Origin of the sequence: Phycicoccus endophyticus, assembly GCF_011326735.1 — a bacterium.
Taxonomy (GTDB): domain Bacteria; phylum Actinomycetota; class Actinomycetes; order Actinomycetales; family Dermatophilaceae; genus Phycicoccus; species Phycicoccus endophyticus.
This window is the reverse complement of record NZ_JAANCN010000006.1, coordinates 152,513-176,708: the sequence shown is the minus strand read 5'-3', so window position 1 is coordinate 176,708 and position 24,196 is coordinate 152,513. Positions and strand designations below refer to the sequence as shown.

Annotated in this window: 22 protein-coding genes; 16 read left to right on the top strand and 6 right to left on the bottom strand. The window is 72.2% G+C overall.

The window, feature by feature from the left end; all coding sequences use genetic code 11:
• Window positions 1-128: 128 nt before the first annotated feature.
• Both G8D98_RS08960 and G8D98_RS15475 read left to right on the top strand, forming a co-directional pair.
• The gene (locus G8D98_RS08960) at window positions 129-371 is read left to right on the top strand and encodes a hypothetical protein (protein ID WP_229661822.1); all 243 of its coding nucleotides are present in this window, start codon (window positions 129-131) and stop codon (window positions 369-371) included.
• A gap of 47 nt (window positions 372-418) precedes the next feature.
• Window positions 419-3,013 (top strand): LuxR C-terminal-related transcriptional regulator, encoded by a 2,595-nt coding sequence (locus tag G8D98_RS15475; protein WP_166101858.1) that lies wholly within the window; start codon window positions 419-421, stop codon window positions 3,011-3,013.
• On the opposite strand, the gene G8D98_RS08950 is transcribed toward G8D98_RS15475, so the two are convergent.
• Window positions 2,966-4,180, bottom strand: coding sequence for a hypothetical protein (locus G8D98_RS08950; RefSeq protein WP_166101855.1), 1,215 nt, complete (start codon window positions 4,178-4,180; stop codon window positions 2,966-2,968). The genes G8D98_RS15475 and G8D98_RS08950 overlap by 48 nt on opposite strands.
• An 88-nt stretch (window positions 4,181-4,268) precedes the next feature.
• On the opposite strand from G8D98_RS08950, the gene G8D98_RS08945 reads away from it, so the two are divergent.
• From G8D98_RS08945 to G8D98_RS08935, 3 genes are read left to right on the top strand one after another with little or no spacing between them, the layout of a single operon-like run.
• The gene (locus tag G8D98_RS08945) at window positions 4,269-6,323 is read left to right on the top strand and encodes an alkaline phosphatase family protein (RefSeq protein ID WP_166101853.1); all 2,055 of its coding nucleotides are present in this window, start codon (window positions 4,269-4,271) and stop codon (window positions 6,321-6,323) included.
• The gene (locus tag G8D98_RS08940) at window positions 6,320-7,423 is read left to right on the top strand and encodes an AI-2E family transporter (protein ID WP_166101851.1); all 1,104 of its coding nucleotides are present in this window, start codon (window positions 6,320-6,322) and stop codon (window positions 7,421-7,423) included. The genes G8D98_RS08945 and G8D98_RS08940 overlap by 4 nt, the downstream gene beginning before the upstream one ends.
• Before the next feature lie 2 nt (window positions 7,424-7,425).
• The gene (locus tag G8D98_RS08935; RefSeq protein ID WP_166101850.1) at window positions 7,426-8,007 is read left to right on the top strand and encodes an HdeD family acid-resistance protein; all 582 of its coding nucleotides are present in this window, start codon (window positions 7,426-7,428) and stop codon (window positions 8,005-8,007) included.
• 375 nt (window positions 8,008-8,382) lie between these two features.
• On the opposite strand, the gene G8D98_RS08930 is transcribed toward G8D98_RS08935, so the two are convergent.
• From G8D98_RS08930 to G8D98_RS08920, 3 genes are read right to left on the bottom strand one after another with little or no spacing between them, the layout of a single operon-like run.
• On the bottom strand, window positions 8,383-8,775 hold the full coding sequence (locus tag G8D98_RS08930; RefSeq protein WP_229661823.1) for a carboxymuconolactone decarboxylase family protein: 393 nt from the start codon (window positions 8,773-8,775) through the stop codon (window positions 8,383-8,385).
• Window positions 8,772-9,284, bottom strand: a complete 513-nt coding sequence (locus tag G8D98_RS08925; RefSeq protein WP_166101848.1) for a MarR family winged helix-turn-helix transcriptional regulator — start codon at window positions 9,282-9,284, stop codon at window positions 8,772-8,774. The genes G8D98_RS08930 and G8D98_RS08925 overlap by 4 nt, the downstream gene beginning before the upstream one ends.
• Window positions 9,281-10,108, bottom strand: coding sequence for an MBL fold metallo-hydrolase (locus G8D98_RS08920; RefSeq protein WP_229661824.1), 828 nt, complete (start codon window positions 10,106-10,108; stop codon window positions 9,281-9,283). Before G8D98_RS08920 ends, G8D98_RS08925 begins: the two co-directional genes overlap by 4 nt.
• A 272-nt stretch (window positions 10,109-10,380) precedes the next feature.
• On the opposite strand from G8D98_RS08920, the gene G8D98_RS08915 reads away from it, so the two are divergent.
• The 6 genes from G8D98_RS08915 to G8D98_RS08890 all read left to right on the top strand — a co-directional run bounded on the left by G8D98_RS08915 (window position 10,381) and on the right by G8D98_RS08890 (window position 17,771).
• A complete protein-coding gene (locus G8D98_RS08915) occupies window positions 10,381-12,099 on the top strand; it encodes a cation:proton antiporter (protein WP_166101845.1) in 1,719 nt (572 codons plus the stop codon).
• Between the two features lie 227 nt (window positions 12,100-12,326).
• Window positions 12,327-13,376, top strand: a complete 1,050-nt coding sequence (locus G8D98_RS08910) for a LacI family DNA-binding transcriptional regulator (protein ID WP_229661825.1) — start codon at window positions 12,327-12,329, stop codon at window positions 13,374-13,376.
• On the top strand, window positions 13,373-14,692 hold the full coding sequence (locus G8D98_RS08905) for an ABC transporter substrate-binding protein (RefSeq protein ID WP_166101842.1): 1,320 nt from the start codon (window positions 13,373-13,375) through the stop codon (window positions 14,690-14,692). The genes G8D98_RS08910 and G8D98_RS08905 overlap by 4 nt, the downstream gene beginning before the upstream one ends.
• A 157-nt stretch (window positions 14,693-14,849) precedes the next feature.
• On the top strand, window positions 14,850-15,701 hold the full coding sequence (locus G8D98_RS08900; RefSeq protein WP_166101993.1) for a carbohydrate ABC transporter permease: 852 nt from the start codon (window positions 14,850-14,852) through the stop codon (window positions 15,699-15,701).
• A 5-nt stretch (window positions 15,702-15,706) separates the two neighbouring features.
• Window positions 15,707-16,603 (top strand): carbohydrate ABC transporter permease, encoded by an 897-nt coding sequence (locus G8D98_RS08895; protein WP_166101990.1) that lies wholly within the window; start codon window positions 15,707-15,709, stop codon window positions 16,601-16,603.
• A 79-nt stretch (window positions 16,604-16,682) separates the two neighbouring features.
• Complete coding sequence (locus tag G8D98_RS08890; RefSeq protein ID WP_166101839.1) at window positions 16,683-17,771, top strand: glycoside hydrolase family 172 protein; 1,089 nt, start codon at window positions 16,683-16,685, stop codon at window positions 17,769-17,771.
• A gap of 63 nt (window positions 17,772-17,834) precedes the next feature.
• On the opposite strand, the gene G8D98_RS08885 is transcribed toward G8D98_RS08890, so the two are convergent.
• Together G8D98_RS08885 and G8D98_RS08880 are read right to left on the bottom strand one after the other, a co-directional pair.
• Complete coding sequence (locus tag G8D98_RS08885; RefSeq protein ID WP_166101836.1) at window positions 17,835-18,317, bottom strand: hypothetical protein; 483 nt, start codon at window positions 18,315-18,317, stop codon at window positions 17,835-17,837.
• 333 nt (window positions 18,318-18,650) lie between these two features.
• Window positions 18,651-19,298, bottom strand: coding sequence for a biotin transporter BioY (locus tag G8D98_RS08880; RefSeq protein ID WP_223179079.1), 648 nt, complete (start codon window positions 19,296-19,298; stop codon window positions 18,651-18,653).
• Between the two features lie 168 nt (window positions 19,299-19,466).
• Between G8D98_RS08880 and G8D98_RS08875 the strand changes: the two genes are divergently transcribed.
• The 5 genes from G8D98_RS08875 to G8D98_RS08855 are packed head-to-tail and all read left to right on the top strand — an operon-like array spanning window position 19,467 to window position 24,192.
• Entirely contained in the window at window positions 19,467-20,315 is an 849-nt protein-coding gene (locus G8D98_RS08875; protein ID WP_166101834.1) for an IclR family transcriptional regulator, read from the top strand.
• Entirely contained in the window at window positions 20,312-20,785 is a 474-nt protein-coding gene (locus tag G8D98_RS08870; RefSeq protein ID WP_166101832.1) for a pyridoxamine 5'-phosphate oxidase family protein, read from the top strand. The genes G8D98_RS08875 and G8D98_RS08870 overlap by 4 nt, the downstream gene beginning before the upstream one ends.
• A 7-nt stretch (window positions 20,786-20,792) precedes the next feature.
• Window positions 20,793-21,992, top strand: coding sequence for a M20 family metallopeptidase (locus G8D98_RS08865; protein ID WP_166101829.1), 1,200 nt, complete (start codon window positions 20,793-20,795; stop codon window positions 21,990-21,992).
• A complete protein-coding gene (locus tag G8D98_RS08860) occupies window positions 21,989-22,984 on the top strand; it encodes an ABC transporter permease (protein ID WP_166101826.1) in 996 nt (331 codons plus the stop codon). The genes G8D98_RS08865 and G8D98_RS08860 overlap by 4 nt, the downstream gene beginning before the upstream one ends.
• Window positions 22,981-24,192 (top strand): substrate-binding domain-containing protein, encoded by a 1,212-nt coding sequence (locus G8D98_RS08855; RefSeq protein ID WP_166101824.1) that lies wholly within the window; start codon window positions 22,981-22,983, stop codon window positions 24,190-24,192. Before G8D98_RS08860 ends, G8D98_RS08855 begins: the two co-directional genes overlap by 4 nt.
• The last annotated feature ends 4 nt before the right edge of the window (window positions 24,193-24,196 follow it).

The window sequence follows — 24,196 nt, the reverse complement described above, 5'->3', positions numbered from 1 at the left end:
GAGCCGCCGGCCGGCTCCACAGCCGACGCTGGCACCGGCGACGTCGAAGGAGAGACCATGACACGCCACGACCGCACCCTCACGCCATGGCGCTCCTTGCCGTCCGGGCCCGGCCCGCGGAGGGCGCAATGACGCCGCGCACCGGTCGACGTCGATCCCCGAGCGACGTCGTGCGCTACGAGTTCCGCCTGGACGGGCGGCTCTCGGAGACCGTGACGGCTGCCTTCCCCGAGCTCGAGGAGGCGACAGCGCCCACCGAGGGCACCGTCCTCTTCGGAGAGGTCGAGGACGAGGCGCACCTCTACGGTCTACTCGAGCGGTTCCAGACTCTCGGAATTCCGGTGCAGGAGATGCGACGTCTCCCGGACTGAGCGGTGTCCGGCGAGCGGCCGGTCCGCGACTCCACTACCCTGAGAACATGCTGAGGGCCATCGGCCCCGATCGGGGCGCGGTGCTGGACGAGGGTCTGACGGACGACCTCTCGGGTGTTGTTGCACGCCCGCGGCTCGACCTCCTCATCGACCGCGAGCTCGTGCCGGTCGCAGCGTGCACGGCGGTCCTGCTTTCCGCCCCACCGGGATTCGGAAAGACGACGCTGGCTCACACGTGGGCGCACCGGGCCGAGGCCGCGGGGTGGCCGGTGGCGTGGCTCCAGCTGACCGCAGCCGGCGCGTCGCGTCGCCTGTTCTGGCGTGAGGTGGTGGCGGCGATCCGTGCGTCGGGGGAGGAGTGGGCGACCGCCCTGCGGGGGCTGCACCCACCGGAGACCGCCGGGGACGAGCTCTTCGTCCTGGAGCTCGTGGACCGGCTCGTCGGCGGGCGGCTCCTCGTCGTTCTCGACGGGGTCGACCTGCTGCACGACGCCGTCACCCTCCGCGCCTTCGACCACTTCCTCCACCGCCTGCCGTCCGGCGTGCGGGTGGTCATGACGAGCCGGACACTGCCGCCGCTGCCGACCGTCCTCGACCACCGCCTCGACGGACGGCTGGCGCACCTGCGGGCGCGCGACCTCGCCTTCACGGAGGAGGAGACCGGTCTGGTGTGCCCCTGGCTCGGGCCCGAGGATCGGCGGGCGGTGTGGTCGGGGACCGAGGGCTGGCCCGCCTTGACGCGCCTCGTGGGCGTCGCGCTGCGCGGCGGCGGCCGGGTGGCCGACGTCTGGGACGACGAGCGGCCCCTCATGGACGCCGTGTTCGGGGAGGGGCTACGTCGCATCGGGCCGGAGGCCCTCTCGGTGCTCATGGCCGCGTCGGTTGCGGAGACCGTGCCATTGGCGCTCGTCACGGAGCTCACGAGGTGTCCCCACGCCGGCGCCCTGCTCGACGACGCCGGCCGGGCGACCGGTCTCGTGCACAGGGTCCGGGACCATGACGGGCGGATCGAGTACCACCTCCATGCGAGTCTGCGGGTCTACCTCCAGGCGGAGCAGCTGCGCCGGGACGCCGTCCTCGCCCGAGACCGCCACGCCCGATCGGCGAAGTGGTTCCTCGACCACGGCGCTGCCCTGCAGGCGACCGACCACGCAGTACGCAGCGAGCACGACGGTGTGCTCGAAGCCGTGCTGGCTCGAGCCGGGCCCGGCCTCGTCGCGGTCGGACGCTCCGAGCGGCTGCTGGCGTTGCTGCCCGGCGGCGCACACTCGCCCGGAGGGCGGTGGGTCCGGGCGGTCCGGGCGGCCGCGCTGCTCGACCTGGGACGGGCAGCGGAGGCGGCGACCGAGGTCGACGTGATGCAGGGGGCAGCAGCGGGGGAGGCCGAGGTCGCAGCTCTCGAGGAGGCGGTACGACTGCGGGTCCTAGTGCTCCAGGGAGCCCAGGTCGTCCCGGACTCGGGGGACCCCCCTCCGTCCGTTGGACCCGACGTCGGGCTCCTTCTCGCCCTGGCCCGCGGGACGGCGCTGCTGCGGGCCGGGTCGCTCAACGAGGCGGAACACCTGCTCCGCACCGCTGCCACCTTGGCGGCCGGACGGACCGCCGACGCCGCGCTCTTGGACGCGTTGACGATGCTCGGCGCCGTCCGAGCGGCACAGTCCGACTTCCACGGTGTGCGCGAGTACGTCGAGCGGGCGTCGGCCGTCGCCCAGCGCTGCGGCTGGACGGAGACGGCGCGGGCCACCTACCTGCACCTGCTCGGAGGATGGGCCGAACGGGCCGCGTTGCACGACACAGCGAGCCGTATTCACGCATCCCGCGCGTCCGCGCTCGTCTCGGGACGCGACGACCCCACCGTCCAGCTGGGGGTGGCGGCCCTGGCGGCCGCGTCCCGGTTCGACGGTGACGGTGTCCTCACCGACGTCGACCGCGTCCACCGACTGTGGCTCACCGCCCCGGCCGACGAGCACATCGCAAGCGACGCCGTGGCCGTGCTCGCCGTTGCGGACGCCCTCATCGCCCACGAGACGGGTCGACGCGACCGGTTGCGGGAGATCTCGGAGGCCGCCCGGGAACGCCTCGGGTCGGCCGGCGAGGTCCTCGTCGTCGCGGCGATCCACGCCTTGGCCCGTGGCCAGCGACGGCAGGCCGTCGAAGCCCTCCGGGCCGTCGCCGACGGCGAGCGACCCGTCGTCCTCGAGCTCAACCGGGTCTACGCGGAGATGCTGCTCGTCCGGCTCCACGCCGAGGCCGGGAACCAGCACGTGGCGCTGCGCCGGCTGGCGTCCGTGCTCGACGACGCGGCCCGCCTCGGTGCCGCCCGACCCGTCGTGGACGTCGGCGGACAGGCCGTGCTCGACCTCCTCGACGGCAAGTTCGGGGGATGGGGCCGCAACGAGGCCCTCGTCGAGGAGATCGTGCGGAGGGCGCGCGCGTCGGCGGCGCCGACGGTCGCGCTCACCCAACGTGAGCTCGACGTCCTGTGCGAGCTCCCCACGCTGAAGACGGTCGAGGAGATCGCCTCGTCGCTCGTCGTCTCGGTGAACACGGTGAAGACGCACCTCCGCAGCGTGTACCGCAAGCTCGGAGTGGCCTCACGGCGGGACGCGATCACCGAGGCCCGTCGGGCGCACCTCCTCTGAGCTCCCCGGCCTGCGTCGGGACGCCGACACGGTGAGGGACACCCCCAGTGCGGCACCCGCCGAGAGAGCGATGGTCGACGCGAGTGACGACCCGGCCCAGGTGGTTGCCAGCAGGCACCCGAGGGCCAGGGCGATGCCGAGGACCGGGGTGGCGGGGTGCCGCCGAGCTGCGCGCACCAGGGCGCCGACCGCGTCGGTGCGAGCCCGGTCCACGGCCGTGGCGCCGACCACGACGAGCAGGGCCACCGCGGTCCACCGCAAGGCCCCGCGGACGGGCCCGGTGACGGCAGTGACGACGGCGCCGACCGCCGCACGGTCCGGCGCGGCCACCTCGTCGAGGATCCGTTCCCGGACCAGCGCCACGACGACGAGGAGCACCAGGACGGACACCACGGCACCGGCGGCGCTGCGCCGGACTGCCCGGCGCCGGTCGCGGGCGAGGGAGACACCGAGGAGGAACAGCGCGCCCGGGGCGAGGGCGAGTGCCGTCGTCCCCGCAGTGAGGAGGCGGTAGGACCGCTGCCACTGCTCGAGCCGGTCGGCGCGGACCACCGGGATGACGACCGGAGGCGGGGACAGGCTGGTGACGCCCGGGACACCGGCGTGAGCGAGGTCGGCCAGCACGGTGTCGAGGAGGGGATCGAGGGAGACGCCCACCGTGCCGTCGTCCGTGGTGGGCGGCGTGGTCTCACCCCGAAGGAGGCCGATCGCGCGCTCGTGGGCGGCGGCGTTCGCCGTGGTCCAGGAGCGCGCGAAGGCCGGGCTCGAGACGACCGCGTCCGATGTGGCGCGGACGCGGTCGAGCACGGCGTCCCGAGCCGGGTCGGCGGGCAGCTGCAGGGCACGCGCGAGCGCGGGCGGTACCCCACGCGACTCGAGGGCATCCGCCGCGAGGTCGAGCGGTGCATCATCGACGAGACGGTCGTCGACGGCGTCGACGAGGTGTCGGACGGCCGCGTCCTGCACGGCCGGGTCCTCGGCCAGTGGACCGACGAGCCGGACGTAGGCGTCGCCGTCCGTCGCGACCTGGTGGACCGCCGCCGCGGCCACGGCCGGGCCGGTGAGCAGGGCGGCCAGGACCGAGCAGAGCACCGAGGCCACCCGACGGCCCCGGTCCGTCTGGGCGTCGACCCGTGGACCGGGGCGGCCCGACGGTTGGGCGCTCACCTCGCGAGGCTAGGCGGGCCGGGGATCCGGCGGCCTCACCCGCCCTGGGTGAAGGCGGCCGACCACGCCGATAGGGAGGGTTGGGGCCATGGCCGACACCGTGCGCCCCAGAGTCCTGCGGTGGGGCGACTTGGGGCGGCTGCTGGCCGCCTGGGGTGTCGGGACCGGTGCCCTCTGGGTGAGTGGTGTCGTCCTCCCCGGTCTGTCCGCGGACGGGTGGTGGGCGTGGCCGACCGCGGCGGCCGTGGTGGGCGTCGTCGGGGCGCTGCTGCGCCCTCTGCTCGTGCTCGCCGCCGCTCTCGTCGGCTGGGTGGCGGTCGTCGTCGTGGCCTTCGTGGGGCAGGCCGTCGTGCTCCACGTCGCGCTCGGGCTCGTGCCCGGCGTCCGTTCTGCGTCCTTCGGGACGACGCTCGTGGCCGCCTGGGTCACCGCGGCGCTGGTGACGGCCGTCGAGTGGTTGACCACTGCGGGCACGTCCGACTCGCTCGTGGCCTCGCTCGCGCGGGAGGTGGGGTCCCGGAGCCGTGGCGTGACGCTGCCGGACCCCGAGGTGCGCGGCGTGATCTTCGTCCAGCTGGACGGGCTGCCGTTCCCCCTGCTGCGCTGGGCGCTCCAGTCCGGCCTCATGCCGACCGTCCGACGATGGGTGGACAGCGGGACCCACGTCGCCCAGGAGTGGCTGGTCCAGCTGCCGTGCACAACCCCGGCCAGCCAGCTCGGCCTCCTCCACGGGACCACGTCCGGTGTGCCGGCCTTCCGCTGGTACGACCGCGAGCTGGGCCGGGTCCTCGTGGCCAACCGCCCGGCGGACGCCAGGATCATCGAGGACCGCGTTCGGACCGGACACGGTCTGCTCGCCGACGACGGCGCGTCCGTGAGCAACCTCTTCTCCGGTGACGCCCCACGCTGCTCCATGGTCATGAGCCGGACGGAGGCGAGTCGGGGCAGCCTCGCCACCCGACGGGCCGTGTCGGGGTTCGTCGCCCGACCGGACGGGCTGGCGCGGACGCTCGCGCGGGCCGTGGCCGAGATCGGCCGCGAACGTTTCCAGTCGCGCCGTCAGCGTCGACGCGATGTCGTCCCCCGCATCGTGCGGCCCTGGGCGTTCACCGGTCTGCGTGCCGCGACCAACGGGTTGCTGCGCGACGTCAACCTCGTCGTCGTCGCCCGCGAGCTGGCCGCGGGTCGTCGCTCGGTGTACGTCGACTTCGTCGACTACGACGAGGTCGCGCACCACGCCGGGCCGACGCGGCTGGAGGCCCTGGCCGTGCTCGCCGAGATCGACGGTGTCGTCGAGGCCCTGGCCCGGCTTGCCGACCTCGCACCCCGCCGATACGAGATCCTGCTCCTGTCCGACCACGGTCAGTCGATGGGCGAGCCGTTCGAGTCCCGGCACGGCATCGGACTGGACGAGCTGTGCCGCGGTCTCATGGGGACCGACGTGACGTGGGTGGGTGAGCCCGTCGAGAGCGTCGGCCGGGCCGCGTCCCTGGCGGAGGACCTGGGGGAGGCCGAGGGCGGCTCGGGGCTGACCGACGCGCTCGTCCGGCGGGGGCGCGACCTCCAGGACACCGGGACGGCCGCGGTCGGGACACCGGTCGTGCTCGGCTCGGGCAACCTCGGCCTCCTGTACGCGGGCGGGCGACGGCGGCTCACCCTTCCCGAGCTGGACGACCGGTGGCCGCGGCTGACCCGCGGGCTCGCCGAGCACCCCGGCATCGGCTGGGTCGCCGGCCTGTCGCACGAGGGACGGTCCGTCGCCCTCGGTGCCCGGGGATGGCGCGACCTCACCTCCGGAGCCGGCGACGGGGAGGACCCCTTCGAGAACCTGCCCGCCCACTCCGGACGGATGCTGGCGTCGGCGCTCGCCGACGACCGCGCGCCGGACCTGTACGTGGGGAGCAGTCCCGACCCCAGCACGGGTGAGGTGGCCGCCTTCGAGGACCTCGTGGGCAGTCACGGCGGCCTCGGCGGATGGCAGGACCGGGGAGTAGTCGTCGCGCCCACGAGCCTGTGGCGAGGGGAGACGGCCATCGAAGGGGCCGCGGCCCTGCACCGCGCCCTCGTCGCCGTGCTCGAGGAGGCGGGACACCGCCGCGACCTCGGCGCCTGCCGGCCCGAGACCGCGGAGGCGCTCCGATGACCGCGAGCACCCCCGGACCCATGACCCCGGTCGCCCTTCCGCGTGGGGTCCTCATTCTCGTCGGCCTCGCCGCAGCGACCGTCAGCGTGGCGGGTCTGCACGGGGTGTCAGGGATCCTCGGCCCGGCCTTCCTCGCCGTCGTCCTGTGCATCGCGGCCGCTCCGGTGAGGTCGGTCGCCGAGCGTCTCGGGGCGCCGGCGTGGGTGGGGACGCTGCTCACGGTGCTCGTCGTGTATCTCGTGATCGTCGTTCTCGCCGGCTCGATGGTCGTGGCGGCTGCTCGGTTCGCGGCGCTCGTCCCGGACTACCAGGACGAGCTAAGGAAGGTGCTGGACGGGGTCGCGCGGTGGCTCGCCGACCTGGGGGTGGGGAACGGCCAGGTGTCGGCGATCCTCGACTCCTTCGACCTGCGACGACTGGCTGGGCTCGTCACGACGGTGCTGTCCGGGACGCTCTCGCTCGTCACGAACCTCGCCTTCGTCGTCACGCTCGTCCTCTTCGTCGTCCTCGACGCCGGGTCCTTCGGGCGGCACCTGGCGGTGATCCGGCAGCACCGTCCGGCGTTCGTCGAGGCGCTCGACTCCTTCGCGCGGGGGACCCGCACGTACCTCTTGGTGTCGACCGTCTTCGGCCTCGTCGTCGCGGTCGTCGACACCCTGCTTCTGTGGGCGCTCGGAGTGCCGGGAGCGCTGCTCTGGGGGCTGCTCGCCTTCGTCACGAACTACGTCCCGAACATCGGCTTCGTCCTCGGGCTCGTGCCCCCTGCCGTGCTGGCCCTGCTCGAGGGCGGCCCGGGGCTGGCGCTCGGGGTGGTCGTCGCCTACTCCGTCGTGAACGTCGTCATTCAGTCGATCATCCAGCCCAAGCTGGTCGGGGACGCGGTCGGCCTCTCGGCCAGTGTCACGTTCCTCTCGCTCGTGGTGTGGGCGTGGATCCTCGGCCCGGTCGGGGCTGTACTGGCCGTCCCGCTGACCCTGCTGGTCCGCGAGCTGTTCATCGACGTGGACCCGAACACCCGCTGGCTGCGCGGCCTCATCGGAACCTCCGGGACGACAGCCTCGGACCCGCCAGACCCACCCACCACGACATCCGGGAGCTAGCCATGTCCGACCCAGGTCTCGTCCCCCGTCCCGCTCGTCCGGCATGGCTGACGTACGTCGCGCGGGGGGTGGTCGCCTTCGTTGTCGGTGTCCTCGCGATCGTGTGGCCCGGTCTGACGATCGGGGTGCTCGGCGTCGTCTGGGGGGTGTGGGCGATCGTCGACGGCGTCGGCCTCGTGGGCCAGGCCGCCGCTTCGGACGCCGCGACGTGGAAGCGCGTGCTCGTCCTCGTCGTCGCGGCCGTAGCCACGGTTGCGGGCATCGTGGCGGTCTTCAGCCCGGCGCTCGCGGTCACCGCCGTCACCTGGGCGCTCGGGGTGTGGCTGGCCGTCCGCGGCATCGTCGAGATCGTCGACGCCCTCGGGTCCCCCGCGATGATGCTGCGCTGGCTCGTCGTCGCGGGCGGTATCGTCAGCTGGCTGCTGGGAATCCTGCTCATGGCCAACCCGGGCCGCGGCGCGGTCGGCATCGCGATCGTGCTCGGGCTCGTCGCCGTCGTCTGGGGGCTCCTCTACGTGGCGGTGGGCCTGGTCCTCCGGTCGGAGTCGGCGGGTGCGCTCGACGGCCGGCCGGTGCACGGATGACCGGATCACGAATGTGGCCGTGGTTGACGAGCCGGCGATGAGGGGTCAGAAGTGGCCCCGAGCATGCACTCGCATCGCACGTGGATCGCACGGGGACCCTCGGTGCTATTGCTTTCGTGCGCGTTGTTGCAGGTCAGGGCGTGTCTGAGCTACGGATTCAGGAGGCCTTGTAAACAGGTGGTTGGGGGTTCGAGTCCCCCCGCCAGCTCTCAGACACAGGTACGACTCCGCGCGGCGACGCGACGTTCCCCCGGTTTTTCCCGGACGACGGGGGTGGGGTGGGGTCGCCCAAGCTGCGGTCTCGTGGGGTGGGCCGGGCCGGGCACCGCGGTTTTCAGGACGGCCAGCGAAGCGCTCGGTGACGCTGCCCGCTGGTCAGTCGTCGCGGGCCGACCTGGTGCGGTGGACCGCCGCAGCCCCACGCGAGGTCGCAGGCTGACCGAGATAGGCGCTCAGGAGCACCATCAGTGCGTCGAGCCCGTCCTCGGTGACGCCGGCCCCGCGGGCCAGCGCCAGGTACGGGTCCAGCCGCTCGTCCACGACGTGCTGTGCCACGAGGGCAGCGACGACCGCGAGGGCTCGGTCGCGGTCCGACAGCTCGGGGCTGCTCCACGACGTGCCTCCTGCTGCGAGGTACGCCTCCCGGACGAACTCATGGCCGGCGAGCGCGGACATCCGCGTCTCGGCCTCCGCCTCGGGGATGCCGAGGTTGCGGGCGTAGATGCGCCGTCCGCGGGAGATCCGGTCTTCCGTCGTCTCCCTGGTCACAAGCACGTCCCCTTGTCCTGGTGGGGGCCGATGAGCTCGAACAACATGCGGCGCAGGCGTAGGACGTCGTCGTGGTCGAAAGCCGCGAGCGCCTCGGACTCTGCCCGCTCGGTCGCGTCGGCGACGACGCGTCGCCGCTCTTCCCCCGTCGGGGTCACATTCAGTGCGCGAGCCCGTCGGTCCCGGGGGTCAACGGTACGCATGACGAGCCCGAAGCCTTCGAGCCGGTCCAGCTCGCTCGTCAGTGTCGTCTTGTCCATCCCGACCGCCCTGCCGAGCTCGACCTGGGTCATGCCCGGGGAGAGATGGAGAGCGCTCAGGACGATGAAGTCACGCATCGAGAGCCCGTGTCGCTCCGCCACGTCGCCGGTGACGGAGCGCAGTCGCTGCGCGGCCCGATGCAGCAGCCACGTGATCTCCGACTCCGGGCCGGGCCCGAGGCTCGGCTGGCTCTGTTCGAGCGAGCCGGAGGACGCGTCGACGATCCGCGGGGCCACGGGGTCGCTCATGCGTCCACCGTCCCGGACGGGTCGACCTGCTCCAGGCGCGGGATGGGGTCGTACGCGGACACGTCGTGCGCGGGGACGATGTGGACGACGTCCCGCAGCGCGATGCTGCGCTCGAGCCCGGTCCGGACCAGCTCGGGATCGACGTCGGCGACCCGTCGCATGAACCACGGCCGCTCTGCCCCGCGGGTGATGCCGTCGAGCTGCCAGGTCAGGTCGCCGATGAAGCCGTAGCGCTCGCCCGAGGGCAGCGCGACGAAGACCACGACGGAACCTGGGGTGTGACCCCCTGCGTGGGCGATCACGACGGACCCGTCCCCGTGGACGTCCCAGCTGGCGGGGAACCCCAGGTAGGGCCCGTCGGCCATCTCGTAGCTGCGAGTGGCGGTCGTCTCCGACACGGCCCGGTAGACGGCGCCGTGCTTGTCCTCGGCGCCGTAGCCGGCCTCTGCGGAGTTCATCCAGACGGGGGCGTCCAGCGAGTCGAGGCCACTGACGTGGTCCCAGTGCACATGGGTCACCACGACACCGAGCAGACGTCTGAAGTCGTAGCCGGCCGCTTCGAGCTGCGCCCGGGCGGTACCGGCGCGGTGGTAGGGGGGCCGCTCCATCCTGGCGAGCATCGCGACGTGCTCGTCGACAGCAGCACCGAAGCCAGCATCGACGAGCAGGTCCCCGAGCGGGTGCCTCACCAGGACCGCGGTGGCCGCGAAGGCGCGTTGCTCGAACGGCGAGCCTCCAGTGACCGCGAGGGCGGCGCGCGTGCTGTACGTGCCCGTCGGCAGCTGCCAGAGCCCCATGTCGCCGGGTGGCCTGGCGGGGGGCATCGGCGCGGTCCAGGGAGAAGCCGGTCTCGAGGGCATGGAAGAGATACTACGAGATGAGATCGTCTTGGACAAGAGTATTTTGTCCTCCCACGACCATACCGCGAGACCCCTGCGCCCCGTGGTCGACCGGCGTACCGGACGGCCCCGAAGCCCGGCAGCGAGCGGCGGCCGGGCGCTGCTCGTCGCGCCGCCCTAGGATCGCGACGTCCGGAATGGTCGGGCGGAGAGGCCCGCCCGACCAGGGAAGACCTCGAGACGCGAGGGGCGAGGGGATGAACCACCAGCTGCTGCTCGTCGTCGGTGCGGCGCTCGCCATCATGGTCGCCGCGTCGGTGTTCTCGCGCCGCACGGGGATCGCGACCCCGCTGCTCCTCGCCGTCCTGGGGATCGGCGCGAGCTACCTGCCGGGCGCCCCGACGGTGGACATCTCGCCCGAGGTGGTGCTCGCCGGCGTCCTCCCGGCGCTGCTGTACGCCTCGGCGGTCAACCTTCCGGTGCTCGACGTGCGGCGCAACGTCTCGCTCATCGGCTGGCTGTCCATCGTCATGGTCGTGGTCTCGGCCGTGGTCATCGGCGCCGTCGTGCACCTGCTCTTCTCCGGCATCCCGTTCGCCCTCGGCGTGGCGCTCGGCGCCGTGGTCAGCCCGACCGACGCCGTCGCCGCGACCGCCATCGGCCGCCGCCTCGGGCTGCCGCCGCGGCTGATGACCGTGCTCGAGGGGGAGAGCCTGGTCAACGACGCCTCCGCGCTCGTCGTGCTGCGCACCGCCACGGCCGCTCTCACCGCCGCCGGCGGCCTGACGGTCTGGTCGACGGCGGTCGACTTCGTCTGGGCCGTCGCCGGCGCGGTCGGCATCGGCCTCGCCGTGGGGTGGCTGACGGTGCTGCTGCGCCAGCGCCTCGACGACCCGGTGCTCAACACGACGATCTCCTTCGCCGTCCCGTTCCTCGCGTTCGTGCCCGCGGAGGAGGCGGGCGTCTCCGGGGTCCTCGCGGTGGTCGTCGCGGGCCTGGTCACCGGCACCCTCGGCAGCCGGCGGTTCAGCGCCCGCGACCGCCAGACCCAGGCGACGACGTGGACCACGGCGAGCTTCGTCCTCGAGAGCGCGGTCTTCCTCGGCATGGGCTACCAGCTCCCGCAGCTGCTCGAGGCCGCCCACGACGAGACGACCGTCGGGCGGATCAGCGCGCTCGTCGTGGTCGTCGTCGCCCTCCTTCTCGTCCTGCGCTTCGTCGGCCTCCTCTGGCCGGCCCTCACCGGTCGCGCCGCCCGGGGCAGTGACCGAGGGGAGGCGCTACGCGCCCGGTACGACGCGTTCGAGGAGAAGCTCGACGCGATGTCCCCGCCCGCCGACGAGCGGGAGGCGTCCCGGCTCGGCTGGGCCCGGCGACGCCTCGCGCGCGGTCGCGCCGACGTCGACTTCGAGCAGCGCGAGCCGATCACCGGACGCGGCTACCTCGTCCTGGCCTGGGCCGGGATGCGCGGCGTCGTCACCGTCGCCGCCGCCCAGACCATCCCCGAGGGCACGCCCCAGCGCGCCACCGTCGTCCTCGCCGCCTTCCTCGTCGCCCTGGTCACCCTCGTCCTGTTCGGGCTGACCCTGCCGTGGCTCATCGCCCGGATGGACTTCCGCTCGGCGGACGGGGTCGAGCGGCGGGATGCCGTACAGGCGCTGCTGCGCCAGGTCGGCGAGAGTGCCGTCGACGCCGTCGGCCCGGTCGAGGAGCAGACGATCGACGGTGAGCCGGTCGACCCGGCGCTGGCCAGCCGGCTGCGGGAGGAGGTCCTGCCCCGTCTGCTCGCCGGGGCCGGGCACCTCGACGAGCATCCCGGAGCCGTCGAGCAGATGCTCATCCTCCAGCGCCGCTACCTCGACGCGATGCGCGACGCCCTCCTCACCGAACGGGACATCGGGGCGTACCCGAGCGACACCTACAAGCGGGTCGAGGCCATGCTCGACACCGTCGAGCACCGGCTCGACCGGTCCTGAGGCCGCTCTCGCGCACGCCTGCTGCCCTCGACCCCGGTGGCGCGGGCAGTGTGGCCCACCGCGGGACCCGCCCTGACGGGCGAGGAGGGGGCCCCCCGACCGTGGGCGGAACGCCCTGCTCCGCGTGCTTGCGTCAACGCGTTTGACGTTTCTACGGTCGTTCCCAGGTCCACGTCAATCGTTCGACGTCGATCGCGGTGAGGTCGAGGAGCCACTCAATGGTGAGGATGAAGGACATCGCAGCCGAGCTCGGTGTCTCCGTGTCGACCGTCTCGCTCGTCCTCAACAACCGGGACCAGGGCCGGGTCAACAGCGCCGTCGCCCAGCGGATCCGAGACCGGGCAGAGGAACTCGGGTACGTTCCCAACCTGCTCGCCCGGGGGCTGAAGACGAAGCGCAGCCACACCCTCGGCCTGCTCGCCGACCGCGTGGCGACGGTCCCCTTTGCCGGGCCGATGCTGGCCGGTGCCCAGCGCGCCGCGTGGGAGGAGGGGTTCCTCCTCCTCGTCATCGACACCGGTGGTGACCGTCGGCTCGACACGCCCGCCACCCAGTCTCTCCTCCAGCGTGACGTCGAGGCGCTCGTCGTGGCCGCCGACTTCCACCGCGAGGTCGTCGTCCCCCCGGTTCCTGCCAGCGTTCCGACGGTCGTCCTCGACGGTTGGCCCGACGACCCCGACAGTGCCGACGGTGTCGTCCCCGACGAGGTGGGGGGCGCAACGGCCGCCACCGAGCACCTCATCGCCGCCGGCCACCGGCGGATCGCGATGATCGGGGTTGCCGGGGACACGTACGTCGCTGCGCGGCTGCGCCGAGCCGGGTACGAGAACGCGCTGCGCGGCGCGGGGATCCAGCCCGACCCCGACCTGCAGGTGGAGGCGCCCGACCCCTCCAGCCGGTCGGCGGTGCCCGCCGCCGAGGCACTCCTGACCCGGCCGACCCGCCCGACCGCGATCTTCTGCTTCTCGGACCAGATCGCCCTCACTGTCTCGCAGGTGGCGTCACACCACGGGCTGCGGATCCCGGAAGACCTCTCCCTCGTCGGCTTCGACAACCAGCAGTACGTCGCCGACGCGATGATCCCCGGCCTGACCACGGTCCAGCTGCCCCATGACGCCATGGGCGAATGGGCGGCACGCCGGGTCATCGCCCGGATCAGGGGCGAGACCGACGACGCACCCGTCGTCGAACGCATCCCGTGCGGCCTCGTGGAGCGCTCAACCGTTGCGCCCCCTGCCGCCGACCCCAGCGCACCCATCGAAAGGACAGCACCATGAGATCGACACGACGCCTCCGCACCGGGGTCGTCGCCGTCACCGTCCTCGGCCTCAGCGGGTTTCTTGCCGCGTGTGGCGGGGACTCCGAGGCGGGCGACAACTCCGGCGACACCTTCACGATCGTCCAGTACGAGGACCCCACGACTGCTCAGGGCCAGGGCTGGGCCAAGGCTGTGGAGATCTTCAAGGAGGACCACCCCGATGTGACGGTGGACTTCCAGCAGACGAGCTTCGACGCCGTCCGCCAGAACGCCAAGATCCTCCTGGCCGGCAACGACGTCCCGGACGTGATCGAGTTCAACAAGGGAAACGCCGACGGGGGCCAGCTCGCCGCCCAGGGTCTGCTCGAGCCCCTGACCGACGAGGTCAGCGAGCGGGGCTGGGACGAGAAGGTCACCGGCCCCATGGCCGCCTTCGCCCGCTACGACGAGAACGGGAACGCCGGCGAGGGTGAGTGGTACGGCATCCCCAACTTCGGTGAGTACGTGATGTTCTACTACAACAAGGACGTCTTCGAGAAGGCCGGCATCACCGAGATCCCCACGGACCTCGACGGCTTCGAGGCGATGATGGACAAGCTCCTCGCCCAAGGCGTCACGCCCATCTCGAGCTCGGCGTCGACGAGCCAGGGCTTCAACCAGATGTGGGTCTGGTACTCACTCGTCTCCGCACTCGCGGACCGCGACCAGATCGACGACTTCATGTTCCTGCGCGACGACGTCGACTTCTCCGCGGATCCCTGGGCCGAGGGCACCGAGACGTTCGCCCAGTGGATCGACAAGGGATACGTCGGCAAGAACCTCGGAGGCCTCTCCTACGAGCAGGCCACCGTCAACTTCCTGCGGGGCAACACGGCGATGCTCATCTGGAACAACGGTGAGTTCGCCCGGATCACCAAGGACGCCAGCTTCGACTGGGGCACGTTCACCATGCCCGGGGCCAACCTCGTCATGGGCTCCTCCGGCCACCTGTGGGGCGTCCCGGCGAAGTCTGACAACAAGGACCTCGCCTACGACTGGATCGAGACGACCTTGAGCCCCGAGGTCCAGAACGTCATCGGGAAGAACGGCGGCCTGCCCCTTGCCGGCGACCCTTCCCAGATCGACGACGAGCGCGTCCGGGCGCTCAGCGAGCGGTTCAACGAGCTCGTCGACCAGGACGCGATCTCCTACTACCCCGACTACCCGGTTCCCGGCTTCCTGGACTTCATCCAGAGCAACATGCAGGCGATGTCGAACCAGAACGAGAACGCCTCCGAGTACCTGGAGAAGCTGCAGGCCTTCTACGACGAGGGCAAGGAGAGCCAGGTTCCGTGAGCCGCCACCGCCCGGGCCCCCGCGGGCCCGGGCGGTCGCGACGGCCAGGGCCAAGGAGACCCGCATGACCACACCGCAGATGTCGACGCAGCGCGTCCCCCGAGGACAGCACCGCCGAGGAGCACGCGGCGGCAGCTACTGGCTCTACCTCGCCCCCATGCTCGTCGGCTTCACTGCAGTCGTCGCGGTGCCGTTCGTCGCCAACGTCTGGGTCAGCCTGCACCGGTGGCGAGGTGGCCAGGCACCGATGTCCTGGACCGGCCTGGACAACTACCGCACCTTGGCGACCGACCACGAGTTCTGGACCTCCCTCGGCAACTCGCTCTACATGATCGTCGCCGTCGTCGTCGTCCCCACGCTCGTCGGGCTGCTCCTGGCCTCGGTTCTCTTCGACTACCTGGGCAAGCAGTTCGGGGCCCGGACCGCAGCTGTGCTCAGAGCGACCTTCTACCTGCCCCAGATCGTGCCCATCGCCGTGGCCGGGTTCATCTGGGCGTGGGTGCTGGACTCCCGGGAAGGAGTGCTCACCGTCGGCCTGCAGCTCCTCGGCCTGGACCGGACACCCGACTGGCTCGGCGACCCCGATGTCGCGCTCTACTCCGTGATGCTCATGCTCATCTGGCTCCAGATCGGCTACCCGGTCGTCATCTTCATGGCGGCGCTGCAGCGGGTCGACCCGGAGCTCTACGAGGCCGCCGAGCTCGACGGCGCCGGCTGGCTCAGCCGGTTCCGCCACATCACCGTCCCCCAGATCCGGCCCGAGGTGTTCGTCGTCGTCCTCACGGCAACGGTCAACTCGCTCAAGGTCTTTGCTCCAATCCTCATTCTCACTGCCGGAGGACCGGAGAACTCGACCGTCGTGCCCTCGTACTACAGCTACCGCAACTTCTTCGAGCTCTCCCGCGTCGGCTACGGCTCCACCATCTCGACCGTCATGTCCGTCATCATCTTCGCCGCGGCCAGCCTCCTGCTCGTCTGGCAGCGCCGCGCGGACCGTCAGGAGGCATGATGAGCATCCCGTCAGACACGGCTCTCTCCAGGAGCCGCCCGGTGCGCCCTGCCGAGAAGCGCAGGCGCCGGCGGACCCCGCGTGAGCAGCTCACGCGCTGGGGGGTGCTGGCCGTCGTCGGACTCATGGCACTGGCCACGGCACTCCCCTTCCTGCTCCTGGTCGTCAACGCCTTCCGGAGCGGTACGGACTACAGCACCCACGGACCGCTGTCCTGGCCCGAGGCCTGGACGTTGGAGTCGGTCCGCGGGTACCTCGGCCGGGTCGACTACCCCGTGGCCCTGTGGAACTCCATCCTCATCAGCAGCGTCGTCGCCGTGGTCGGTGTCGTGCTCGGGCTGTTGGCGGCGTACTCGATCGGCGTCGGCCGGGTGCGTGGCGGTGGGGGCCTCCTCGCCGTCCTCCTGCTGGCGACGATGCTTCCGCAGGAGGCCCTCATCTACCCCCTGTTCTACGGCGCTCAGGCAACCGGGACGCTCAACACCGTCTGGTCGGTCATCATCGTCTTCTCCGTGCTCCAAGGCGCGTTCGCCACGTACCTGCTCTCGAGCGTCATGGCGACCGTCCCCGTCGAGTTGCTCGAGGCGGCACGGCTGGACGGTGCCAACCGGCGGCAGATCCTCGTGCGCATCGTCGCCCCGCTGCTCCGCCCCACCATGGGCGTGCTCGTCGTGTTCTTCTTCATCTGGACGTGGAACGAGTTCTACATCCCCCTCGTCCTGCTCAGCGACCCAGCCAGCCAGACCGTGCCGATCGCCCTGTCGACGCTGCGGGGCCAGTACTCGATCGACATCACGGTGCTCAACGCCGGATCGCTCCTGTCGCTGCTGCCGACGCTCGTGTTCTTCGTCATCTTCCAGCGCACCCTGAGCCGGGGCGTCACCGCAGGCGCGGTCAAGTGACCGACCCGCGGCGACTGAGCCGTTCCGTGCCCGGCCACGCCGACAGTCCGACCACACCCCGACCTCTCGAGGACTCGCCATGACCTCCCTGTGGGAACGCCCGCCAACCGTCCGTAGCCGATCCGCGAACGCCGAGAACCCGACCGGCGGAGAGGGTGCCGGCGCCTCGGCGCCCTCGCCGCTGGGTCCCGGGCGCAAGGGATCGCCGGCCCTGCCCCTGGCCGCCGGGGAGACCATCACCCTGGCTGACATCGACGGGCCAGGGGTCATCCGGCACGTATGGGTCACCGTGCCCGACCGCACGGCCGCCGGTCCCTTCGTGCTGCGCGACCTCGTCCTGCGGGTCTACTGGGACGGCGCCGACGCCCCGGCCGTCGAGGTGCCTCTGGGTGACTTCTTCTGCAACGGGTTCGCCGACCGTGCCCTCGTCACGTCCGACCTCGTCGTGGTGGCGCCGACCGGCGGGATGAACGCGTACTTCCAGATGCCCTTCCGCGAGCACGCCCGCATGACGCTGACGAGCGAGCACCCCGGCCCGATCGAGCACGTCTTCTACCAGGTCGACTACACCGTCGGTGATGACGTGGGTCCTCAGGCGATGTCCTTCCACGCCCAGTGGCGCCGGTCCAACGGCACGACCGCGGCCGGCGAGGACCACGTCATTCTCGACGGCGTCCGGGGCGCGGGCACCTACCTCGGCACGTTCATCGCCGTCTCGTCCCTCCAGCGGTTCTGGTGGGGGGAGGGGGAAGTGAAGTTCTTCCTCGATGACGACGTGGACCTGCCGACCCTGTGCTCGACGGGTCTGGAGGACTACGCCGGAGGGGCCTGGGCTTTCCAGGACGAGCTGCGTGCCCATCCCGAGCCCGCGATCCTCACCTACAGCGCACCGTGGTGCGGGTACCCCCAGTTCGTCGACCGGGACCGTACGGCGGCCTCACCGTTCGCGACCCACGCGCCCGCGATGCACGCGCTCTACCGGTGGCACGTGCCCGACCCCATCCACTTCCACGACCGACTGCGCGTCACCGTGCAACAGATCGGTGCGTGGGACCACGGCCTGTTCGAGAGGGTCGACGACTACTCCTCGGTCGCGTACTGGTACCAGACCGCTCCCGCCGCCCCGTTCCCGCCGCTGCCGCCGGCTGCTGAGCGGGCACCCCGCTGAGGTGCCGGACGGGCAGGCCGCGGGGGCGGTCCTCGTTCGGCCTGCCGACCTTTCGGCGTGTCCTCAGCTGATGGAGAAGTACGTCGCCCGGTTGTTCCAGTTGATCGCGAAGCCGTCCTTGAGGTTCGGGGCGTAGTCGATCCACTTGCTGTCCCGGTTGCCCGCCGACAGCTGCACGTCGCAGTAGTTGAAGGTGCGGATCGACTCGACGTTGTAGGCGAACGGCGCGTAGTCACCGTCGGGGAGTGGAGCCTCGAACTCGTCACCGTCGTAGGGCCGGGTGCAGTCGCCGCCGAGCTTCCAGATCCGCAGCCGCTTGCCGGTGAAGTTCTGCCCGGTGAACAAGGCGGCGGCCAGGGTACGACCCTTCTCGGGCGTGCCGACCACCTCCTCCTCGCACGTGTAGCCGTAGCCGAAGCTCTTCTCGTACAGGACGCAGTCCCGCATGATCCCCGCCGACGCGGACCCCTGCGTCACCACGACGCCGCCCGCGACGACCACCGCGGCCACGGCCGCTCCGCGTGCGGCCTTGCCCCATGCCTTCATCGTGTCCCCCTCATGTCTTCGACGCGCCGGACGGCGCCTCGCCGCCCATGCGGCGCAAGCACAGTGTGTCCGAGGGGGGAGGGTGGCACAAGAGGATGCCCGCCGGTGGCCTGCCCTGGACCCGGCGAGCACCGCGGGGCTCAGCCGGGTGGCGTCGGGGACGAGCAAGGTCGGCCGTCGCGACGGCCGGCGGGTCGGCACACCGTCGGCTCCGAGGGCGCCCACCACAGGTCGAACCGCTCACGAGTCGCTCGTCGAGCCCGGTACGTCGTCATGTCAGGCCGAGCGGGCCGAGGGCCTGTGGCGCCCGGCCCGCTCGAGCTCGGCGGCTTGTCAGGCGTCGGGGCGCGAGTCGAGCGCGCCGACCACCTTCCAGGCGCCGGGGAGGGCGCCGGCGGCGAGCAGCGCCTTGAGCGCGTCACCGAGGAGGAAGGGCAGCATGCCCGCGCCGATCGCCGCACCGAGGGACATCCCGGTCGAGAGGGCGAGCCAGCCGACACCGACGACGTAGATCGTCAGCGAGGCGGCGACCGCGACGGTCAGCTCGCGCAGGACCGAGCGGTCGTGGCCGCGGCGGGCCGCGTGGCCGGCGATCGCGGCAGCGGCGAGGAAGCCGACGAGGTAGCCGCCGGTCGCGCCGAGGAGGACGTGCGCGCCGCCCGAGGCGTCGGTGAAGACGGGCAGGCCGACGGCGCCGAGGACGAGGTAGAGGGCCATGCTCGCCACGCCCCGGGCCGGGCCGAGGGCCGCGCCGACGAGCAGCACCGCGAACGTCTGGCCGGTCACCGGAACCGGCGAGCCCGGGATCGGCAGCGCGACCTGCGCGGCGAGCGCGGTGATCAGGGCACCGAGCCCCACAGTGACGCCCGTGCGGGTCAGCGACTGCGGCAGCACGGCCTCCGCGAGGACGGCGCGTGGACGAAGGGGAGCAGCGAGGGTGGTCATCGGGTCTCCGTGGATGGTCGGGTGGGGCACCCCCATCCTGCCGAAAACTCGCCGCCGCCGTACACCGGGGTGACCATTCCGACACGGTCGGGCGCGCCCGCCGCCCCCGGGCGCGCCGGGCCGGCGCACTCCCGCGTGTAAACACTGGGTAACGAAGCCCGCCGCCCCTTCCGTCGGCGGCCCGGGCCGCCCACTATGGACGCCATGTCCGAAATGAGAATGGACCTGGCGTCCATTTCCGGTTCCGCGAAGGGCCTCGTCAAGGGTGTGGCCGTCGTCGACCTGCTCGCCGCGAGCGGGCGGCCGATGCGGCTCACCGACCTCGTCGACGAGCTCGGCCTGCCGCACGCGACGGTCGTCCGCCTCGTCGACGTCCTCGTCCAGCTCGACATCGTGCGGGTGGACGAGCGCGGGATCTACGGCCTCGGGCCGCGGACGGCCGCGTGGGGGCAGGCCTTCCTCGCCCAGCTCGACATCGCCCGTCTCGCGTTCGACCTCATGGAGACCCTCGTCGCCGAGACCGACGAGACCTGCTTCCTCGGCGTCCTCGACCGGGGGAGCGTGCTCTACGTCGCGGCCGTGAGCAGTCCGCAGCCGGTTCGCCCCGCCGCGACGGTCGGCTCGCGCAACCCGCTGCACTCGACGGGCATCGGCAAGTGCCTGCTCGCGTGGTCCTCGCCCGCCCGCCGCGACGAGCTGCTGCACGAGCCCCTCGAGGCGCGTACCCCGAACACCATCACCGAGCGGGCGGCGCTGCTCGCCGAGCTCGAGCGCTGCGTCGAGCGTGGCTACGTCATCGACGACATCGAGAACGAGGAGGGGGTGCGCTGCGTCTCGGCCCCCGTCTTCGACCACCTCGGCGAGGTGGTCGCGGCGCTCTCGGTCTCCGCCCCCGCCTACCGCTTCTCGCGGGAGGACGTCGAACGCTACGGCCCACGGGTCGTCGAGATCGCCCGGGAGCTCTCGGCCCGGGCCGGCCACCGGCTGCCGAGCCGGCCGGACGACGATGGACCCGCCACGGAGCCCACGACGCCGGACCTGGAGACGCTGTGAGCGACCAGGACCAGAGCTGGCGCGGCAAGATCGGCGCCCTGCGCGGCGGCGAGCTCGACGGCTTCCTCGCCGAGGGCGTCATCGCACGGCTCGCCTGCCTCGACGGCGACGGGTGGCCGTACGTCGTGCCCTGCTGGCACGAGTGGGACGGCTCGTCGTTCTGGGTCGTGCCGCGCAGGAAGTCGGCCTGGGCCCGCTTCCTCGCCGACGACGAGCGATGCGCCCTGACGGTCGACGAGGACGGCGGGCAGCGGAAGGTGTCGGCCCGCTGCCGTGCTCACCTCGTCGAGGAGCCCAACGTCGGCGGCGCCTGGGTGCCCATCGCCGAGCGGATGTCGCTGCGCTACCTCGGGGAGAACGGACCGAAGTACCTCGAGCCGACCCTCGACAAGCAGCGCTGGCTCTTCCGCCTCGAGCCGGTCTCGATGCAGACCTGGCAGGGCGTCGAGTGGGCCGAGAAGTACAAGTAGGCCGGTCGTGACCGACGTCCTCGAGCTCGCGCGCGAGCTCATCCGCACCCCGAGCCCCGTCGTCGACGGGGACGAGCGGGCCGTCGCCGCGCTGATGGCCGACGTCCTCACCGACGCCGGCCTGCCCCGGCCGACGGTGCACGCCCTGGACCCCACACGCCCCAACCTGCTGACCACCCTCGACTTCGGCGCCGGGGGTGCGCATCTCGTCCTCTGTGGGCACCTCGACACCAAGCCGGTCGGCGACGCCGCGTGGAGTGCCGACCCGTTCGGGGCCGACCTCGACGGCGACCGCCTCTACGGGCTCGGCTCGGGCGACATGAAGGCCGGGGTCGCGGCGATGACCGTGGCCGCCGAGCGGCTAGCCGAGGAGCCACCGCGCTGCGGACGCCTGAGCCTGCTGCTCACCGCCGACGAGGAGAACGGCGCCGTCTACGGCTCGCAGTTCCTCGGGCGCGCCGTGGAGCTGGCTGCGGACGGGATGGTCATCGGCGAGCCCGGTGGCATCGCCGAGGACTTCGACCGGCTCCACGTCTCCAGCCGGGGTCTCGCGCGCTTCGACGTGCTGGCCTCCGCCCGGCAGGGCCACTCCAGCCTCTCCTCCGTCCTCGGGATGCGCAACGCCGGAGCCGACGTCGCCGCCGCGGTGACCCGCCTCCACGGCGCCGAGCTGGTCACCCCGCTGGCTCCGCCCGGGGTCCGCGACTGGAACGCCACGGTCAACGCCGGCCTCGCCTACCGCGGAGGCTGGGGCTACGGCGTCCTCCCCGACCACGTGAGCGCGCTCGTCGAGGTCCGCACCCTGCCCGGGATGACCCCCGGCGCCGTCCTCGCCGAGCTCACCGAGCGCGCCCGGGAGGGCGCCGACGGCGCGGACGTCGAGGTCCGCCCGGACGCCACGGCCGCGCACTGGATCGACGCCTCGCCCCTGGTCCCGGCGGACGGCGCGCTCGTGCGGGCCGCCGAGGCCGCCGGTGCCGCGGTCCTCGGCCACCGGCCCCCCACGTCCGTCTTCCCCGGCACCACCGACGCCAGCTGGCTCGCCGGCCTCGGGACGCCCTGCCTACCGGCTCTCGGCCCCGGGCTGCTCGCCCGCGCGCACGGCGCCGACGAGTGGGTCTCGGTCCGCGCGGTGCACCAGGCGGCCGACCTGTACGAGCAGCTCGCCCGCGCCTTCTGCGCCCCGACAGCGGGGGAGCCGCGATGACCACCGCGACGACCGGGTCCGCCTCGGTGCTCACCCGCCTGTCGACGGTGCTCGCCCCCCTCGCCGGGCTCGTGCTCGTCCTCGTCCTCGCGGCGGTGACGACGCCGCAGATGTACACCCCCGACGTCGTGCGCATCGTCCTGTTCCAGGTCGGCATCATCGGGATCGCCGCTCTGGGCCAGACGCTGGTGCTCCTCACCGGCGGCATCGACCTGTCGATCAGCGGCGCCATGGCGATGACCTCCGTCGTCCTCGCCGTGACCACGGGCGGGTCCGACGGCCGGCTCGTCGCCGGGGTCCTGCTCAGCCTGGCCGCCGGCCTTGCCGTCGGGCTGCTCAACGGTGGGCTCGTCGTCCTGCGTGGCGTGCCCCCGTTCGTGGCCACCTTCGCCTCCCTCGTGCTCGTCCAGGGCGTCGTCATCGCCTGGACCGGTGGAGCCCCCTCGGGCCGGATCCCTGCCGGGCTGTCCTGGCTCGGGCAGGGGCGCGTCCTCGGGCAGGTGCCGGTCCCGGTCGTCGTCTTCGCGCTGCTCGCGCTCGCCGCGCTCGTCGTCCTCGAGCGCACGACGGCCGGCCGGCGGGTCTACGCCACCGGCTTCAACCCCGACGCCGCCCGGCTCTCCGGGGTGCGCCCCGGTCTCGTCGTCGTCGGCTGCTACGTCGCCTCGAGCCTGCTCGGCGTCGTCGCGGGGATGGTCAACGCCAGCTACATCGGCTACGTGGACGCCGCGCTCGTGCGCAGCCTCAACCTCGACTCGATCGCCGCCGCCGTCATCGGCGGGGTCGCCCTGACCGGGGGGCGGGGACGGGTGGGCAACACGCTGCTCGGCACGGTGATGCTCGCCGTGCTGCTCACCTGGCTCATCCAGCTCGGGGCGGGCGCGGGGGCCCGGCTCGTCGTCTCGGGGGCAGTCATCGTCCTGGCGGTCTTCATGCAGGGCCGACCCGTCCGAATCCCACGAATCACCGCACGAGAGAAGGACACGACATGACCCACCCCACCCGACGACGCGGTCCTCGCCGCCGCGTCCTCACCACCACCGTCGGTCTCGCCGCCCTGCTCGTCGCAGCCGGCTGCAGCACCGAGCAGGAGGGCTCCTCCTCCTCGTCCGGCTCCTCGGCCGCCGAGGACTGCATCAACGCCGACGAGGCCCAGGCGGAGTACACCGCCTCGTGGACCTCGGTCAAGGAGGCCTTCGGCCTCACCGACTTCGAACCCGTCGACGAGACCGTCTGCCAGGTCGACGGCGAGCAGTGGAAGGCCGAGCCCAAGCAGGGCGACAGCTACCGGATCGCCTTCGCCGCGCAGGGCCCGACGAACTCGTGGGGCGTCCTCAGCGACGAGGCGCTGAAGTACCACGCCAAGGAGCTCGGGGTCGACGTCCTGTACGCCGCGGCCAACGGGGACGCCACCACCCAGGTCGACAACATCCAGCAGCTGACGAGCCAGGACCCCGACGCCATGGTCGTCGTCCCGATGGGCGACGGGATCTCCGGTCAGGTCAAGGCGGCGGTGGACCAGGACATCCCGGTCGTGCTGTGCTCGGGTCTGCTGCCCGACTCCAGCGGCGCCGTCTCCACCGTGACCCGCCAGTACGACCTGCTCGGCTCGGCCTACGCCGAGTGGATCGCCGAGAAGCTCGGTGGCAAGGGCAAGGTCGCCATCCTCTCCGGCCTCGCCGGAGTCCCGACGGCGGAGTACCAGAAGGCGGCCGCGGAGAAGACCTTCGCGAAGTACCCGGACATCAAGATCGTGACGACCCAGTACACCCAGTGGTCGCCGACCGTGGCCAAGACGGTCGCGCAGAACCTCATCGCCAGCTACCCGGACCTCGACGCGATCTGGTCCGACTCCGGCTACGGCGCGCTCGGCGTGGTCCAGGCCTACCAGGAGGCCGGCAAGGCGGTCCCGCCGATCACGGGAGACTCGATCAACGAGTTCATCCAGGCGACCGAGGGCACCGACGTCCAGTACGCGCTCTCGACCTTCCCGCCGGAGATGTCGAGCACCTGCCTCGACACCGCCCTCGACCTGCTCAAGGGCGAGCCGGTGCTCGACAAGGTCTACGTCGACTCCCCGAGCTTCACCGATGCCGACGGCGCGCAGTACGCCCGGGACGACTGCGACGGAGGGCTGCTGGTCCCCTCGAGCGCTCCCGAGGACCTGCTCGTGGACCTCAAGATGTGCAAGGCGTCCTGACCAC

Bases quoted from the DNA above. Each gene is read 5' to 3' on its own strand.
- G8D98_RS08875 (WP_166101834.1), top strand. From the start codon at position 19,467: ATGTCCGAAATGAGAATGGACCTGGCGTCCATTTCCGGTTCCGCGAAG.
- G8D98_RS08860 (WP_166101826.1), top strand. From the start codon at position 21,989: ATGACCACCGCGACGACCGGGTCCGCCTCGGTGCTCACCCGCCTGTCG.
- G8D98_RS08940 (WP_166101851.1), top strand. From the start codon at position 6,320: ATGACCGCGAGCACCCCCGGACCCATGACCCCGGTCGCCCTTCCGCGT.
- G8D98_RS08910 (WP_229661825.1), top strand. From the start codon at position 12,327: ATGAAGGACATCGCAGCCGAGCTCGGTGTCTCCGTGTCGACCGTCTCG.
- G8D98_RS08920 (WP_229661824.1), bottom strand. From the start codon at position 10,108: ATGCCCCCCGCCAGGCCACCCGGCGACATGGGGCTCTGGCAGCTGCCG.
- G8D98_RS08905 (WP_166101842.1), top strand. From the start codon at position 13,373: ATGAGATCGACACGACGCCTCCGCACCGGGGTCGTCGCCGTCACCGTC.
- G8D98_RS08925 (WP_166101848.1), bottom strand. From the start codon at position 9,284: ATGAGCGACCCCGTGGCCCCGCGGATCGTCGACGCGTCCTCCGGCTCG.
- G8D98_RS08960 (WP_229661822.1), top strand. From the start codon at position 129: ATGACGCCGCGCACCGGTCGACGTCGATCCCCGAGCGACGTCGTGCGC.
- G8D98_RS08915 (WP_166101845.1), top strand. From the start codon at position 10,381: ATGAACCACCAGCTGCTGCTCGTCGTCGGTGCGGCGCTCGCCATCATG.
- G8D98_RS08885 (WP_166101836.1), bottom strand. From the start codon at position 18,317: ATGAAGGCATGGGGCAAGGCCGCACGCGGAGCGGCCGTGGCCGCGGTG.
- G8D98_RS08890 (WP_166101839.1), top strand. From the start codon at position 16,683: ATGACCTCCCTGTGGGAACGCCCGCCAACCGTCCGTAGCCGATCCGCG.
- G8D98_RS08855 (WP_166101824.1), top strand. From the start codon at position 22,981: ATGACCCACCCCACCCGACGACGCGGTCCTCGCCGCCGCGTCCTCACC.
- G8D98_RS08900 (WP_166101993.1), top strand. From the start codon at position 14,850: ATGCTCGTCGGCTTCACTGCAGTCGTCGCGGTGCCGTTCGTCGCCAAC.
- G8D98_RS15475 (WP_166101858.1), top strand. From the start codon at position 419: ATGCTGAGGGCCATCGGCCCCGATCGGGGCGCGGTGCTGGACGAGGGT.
- G8D98_RS08945 (WP_166101853.1), top strand. From the start codon at position 4,269: ATGGCCGACACCGTGCGCCCCAGAGTCCTGCGGTGGGGCGACTTGGGG.
- G8D98_RS08935 (WP_166101850.1), top strand. From the start codon at position 7,426: ATGTCCGACCCAGGTCTCGTCCCCCGTCCCGCTCGTCCGGCATGGCTG.
- G8D98_RS08880 (WP_223179079.1), bottom strand. From the start codon at position 19,298: ATGGGGGTGCCCCACCCGACCATCCACGGAGACCCGATGACCACCCTC.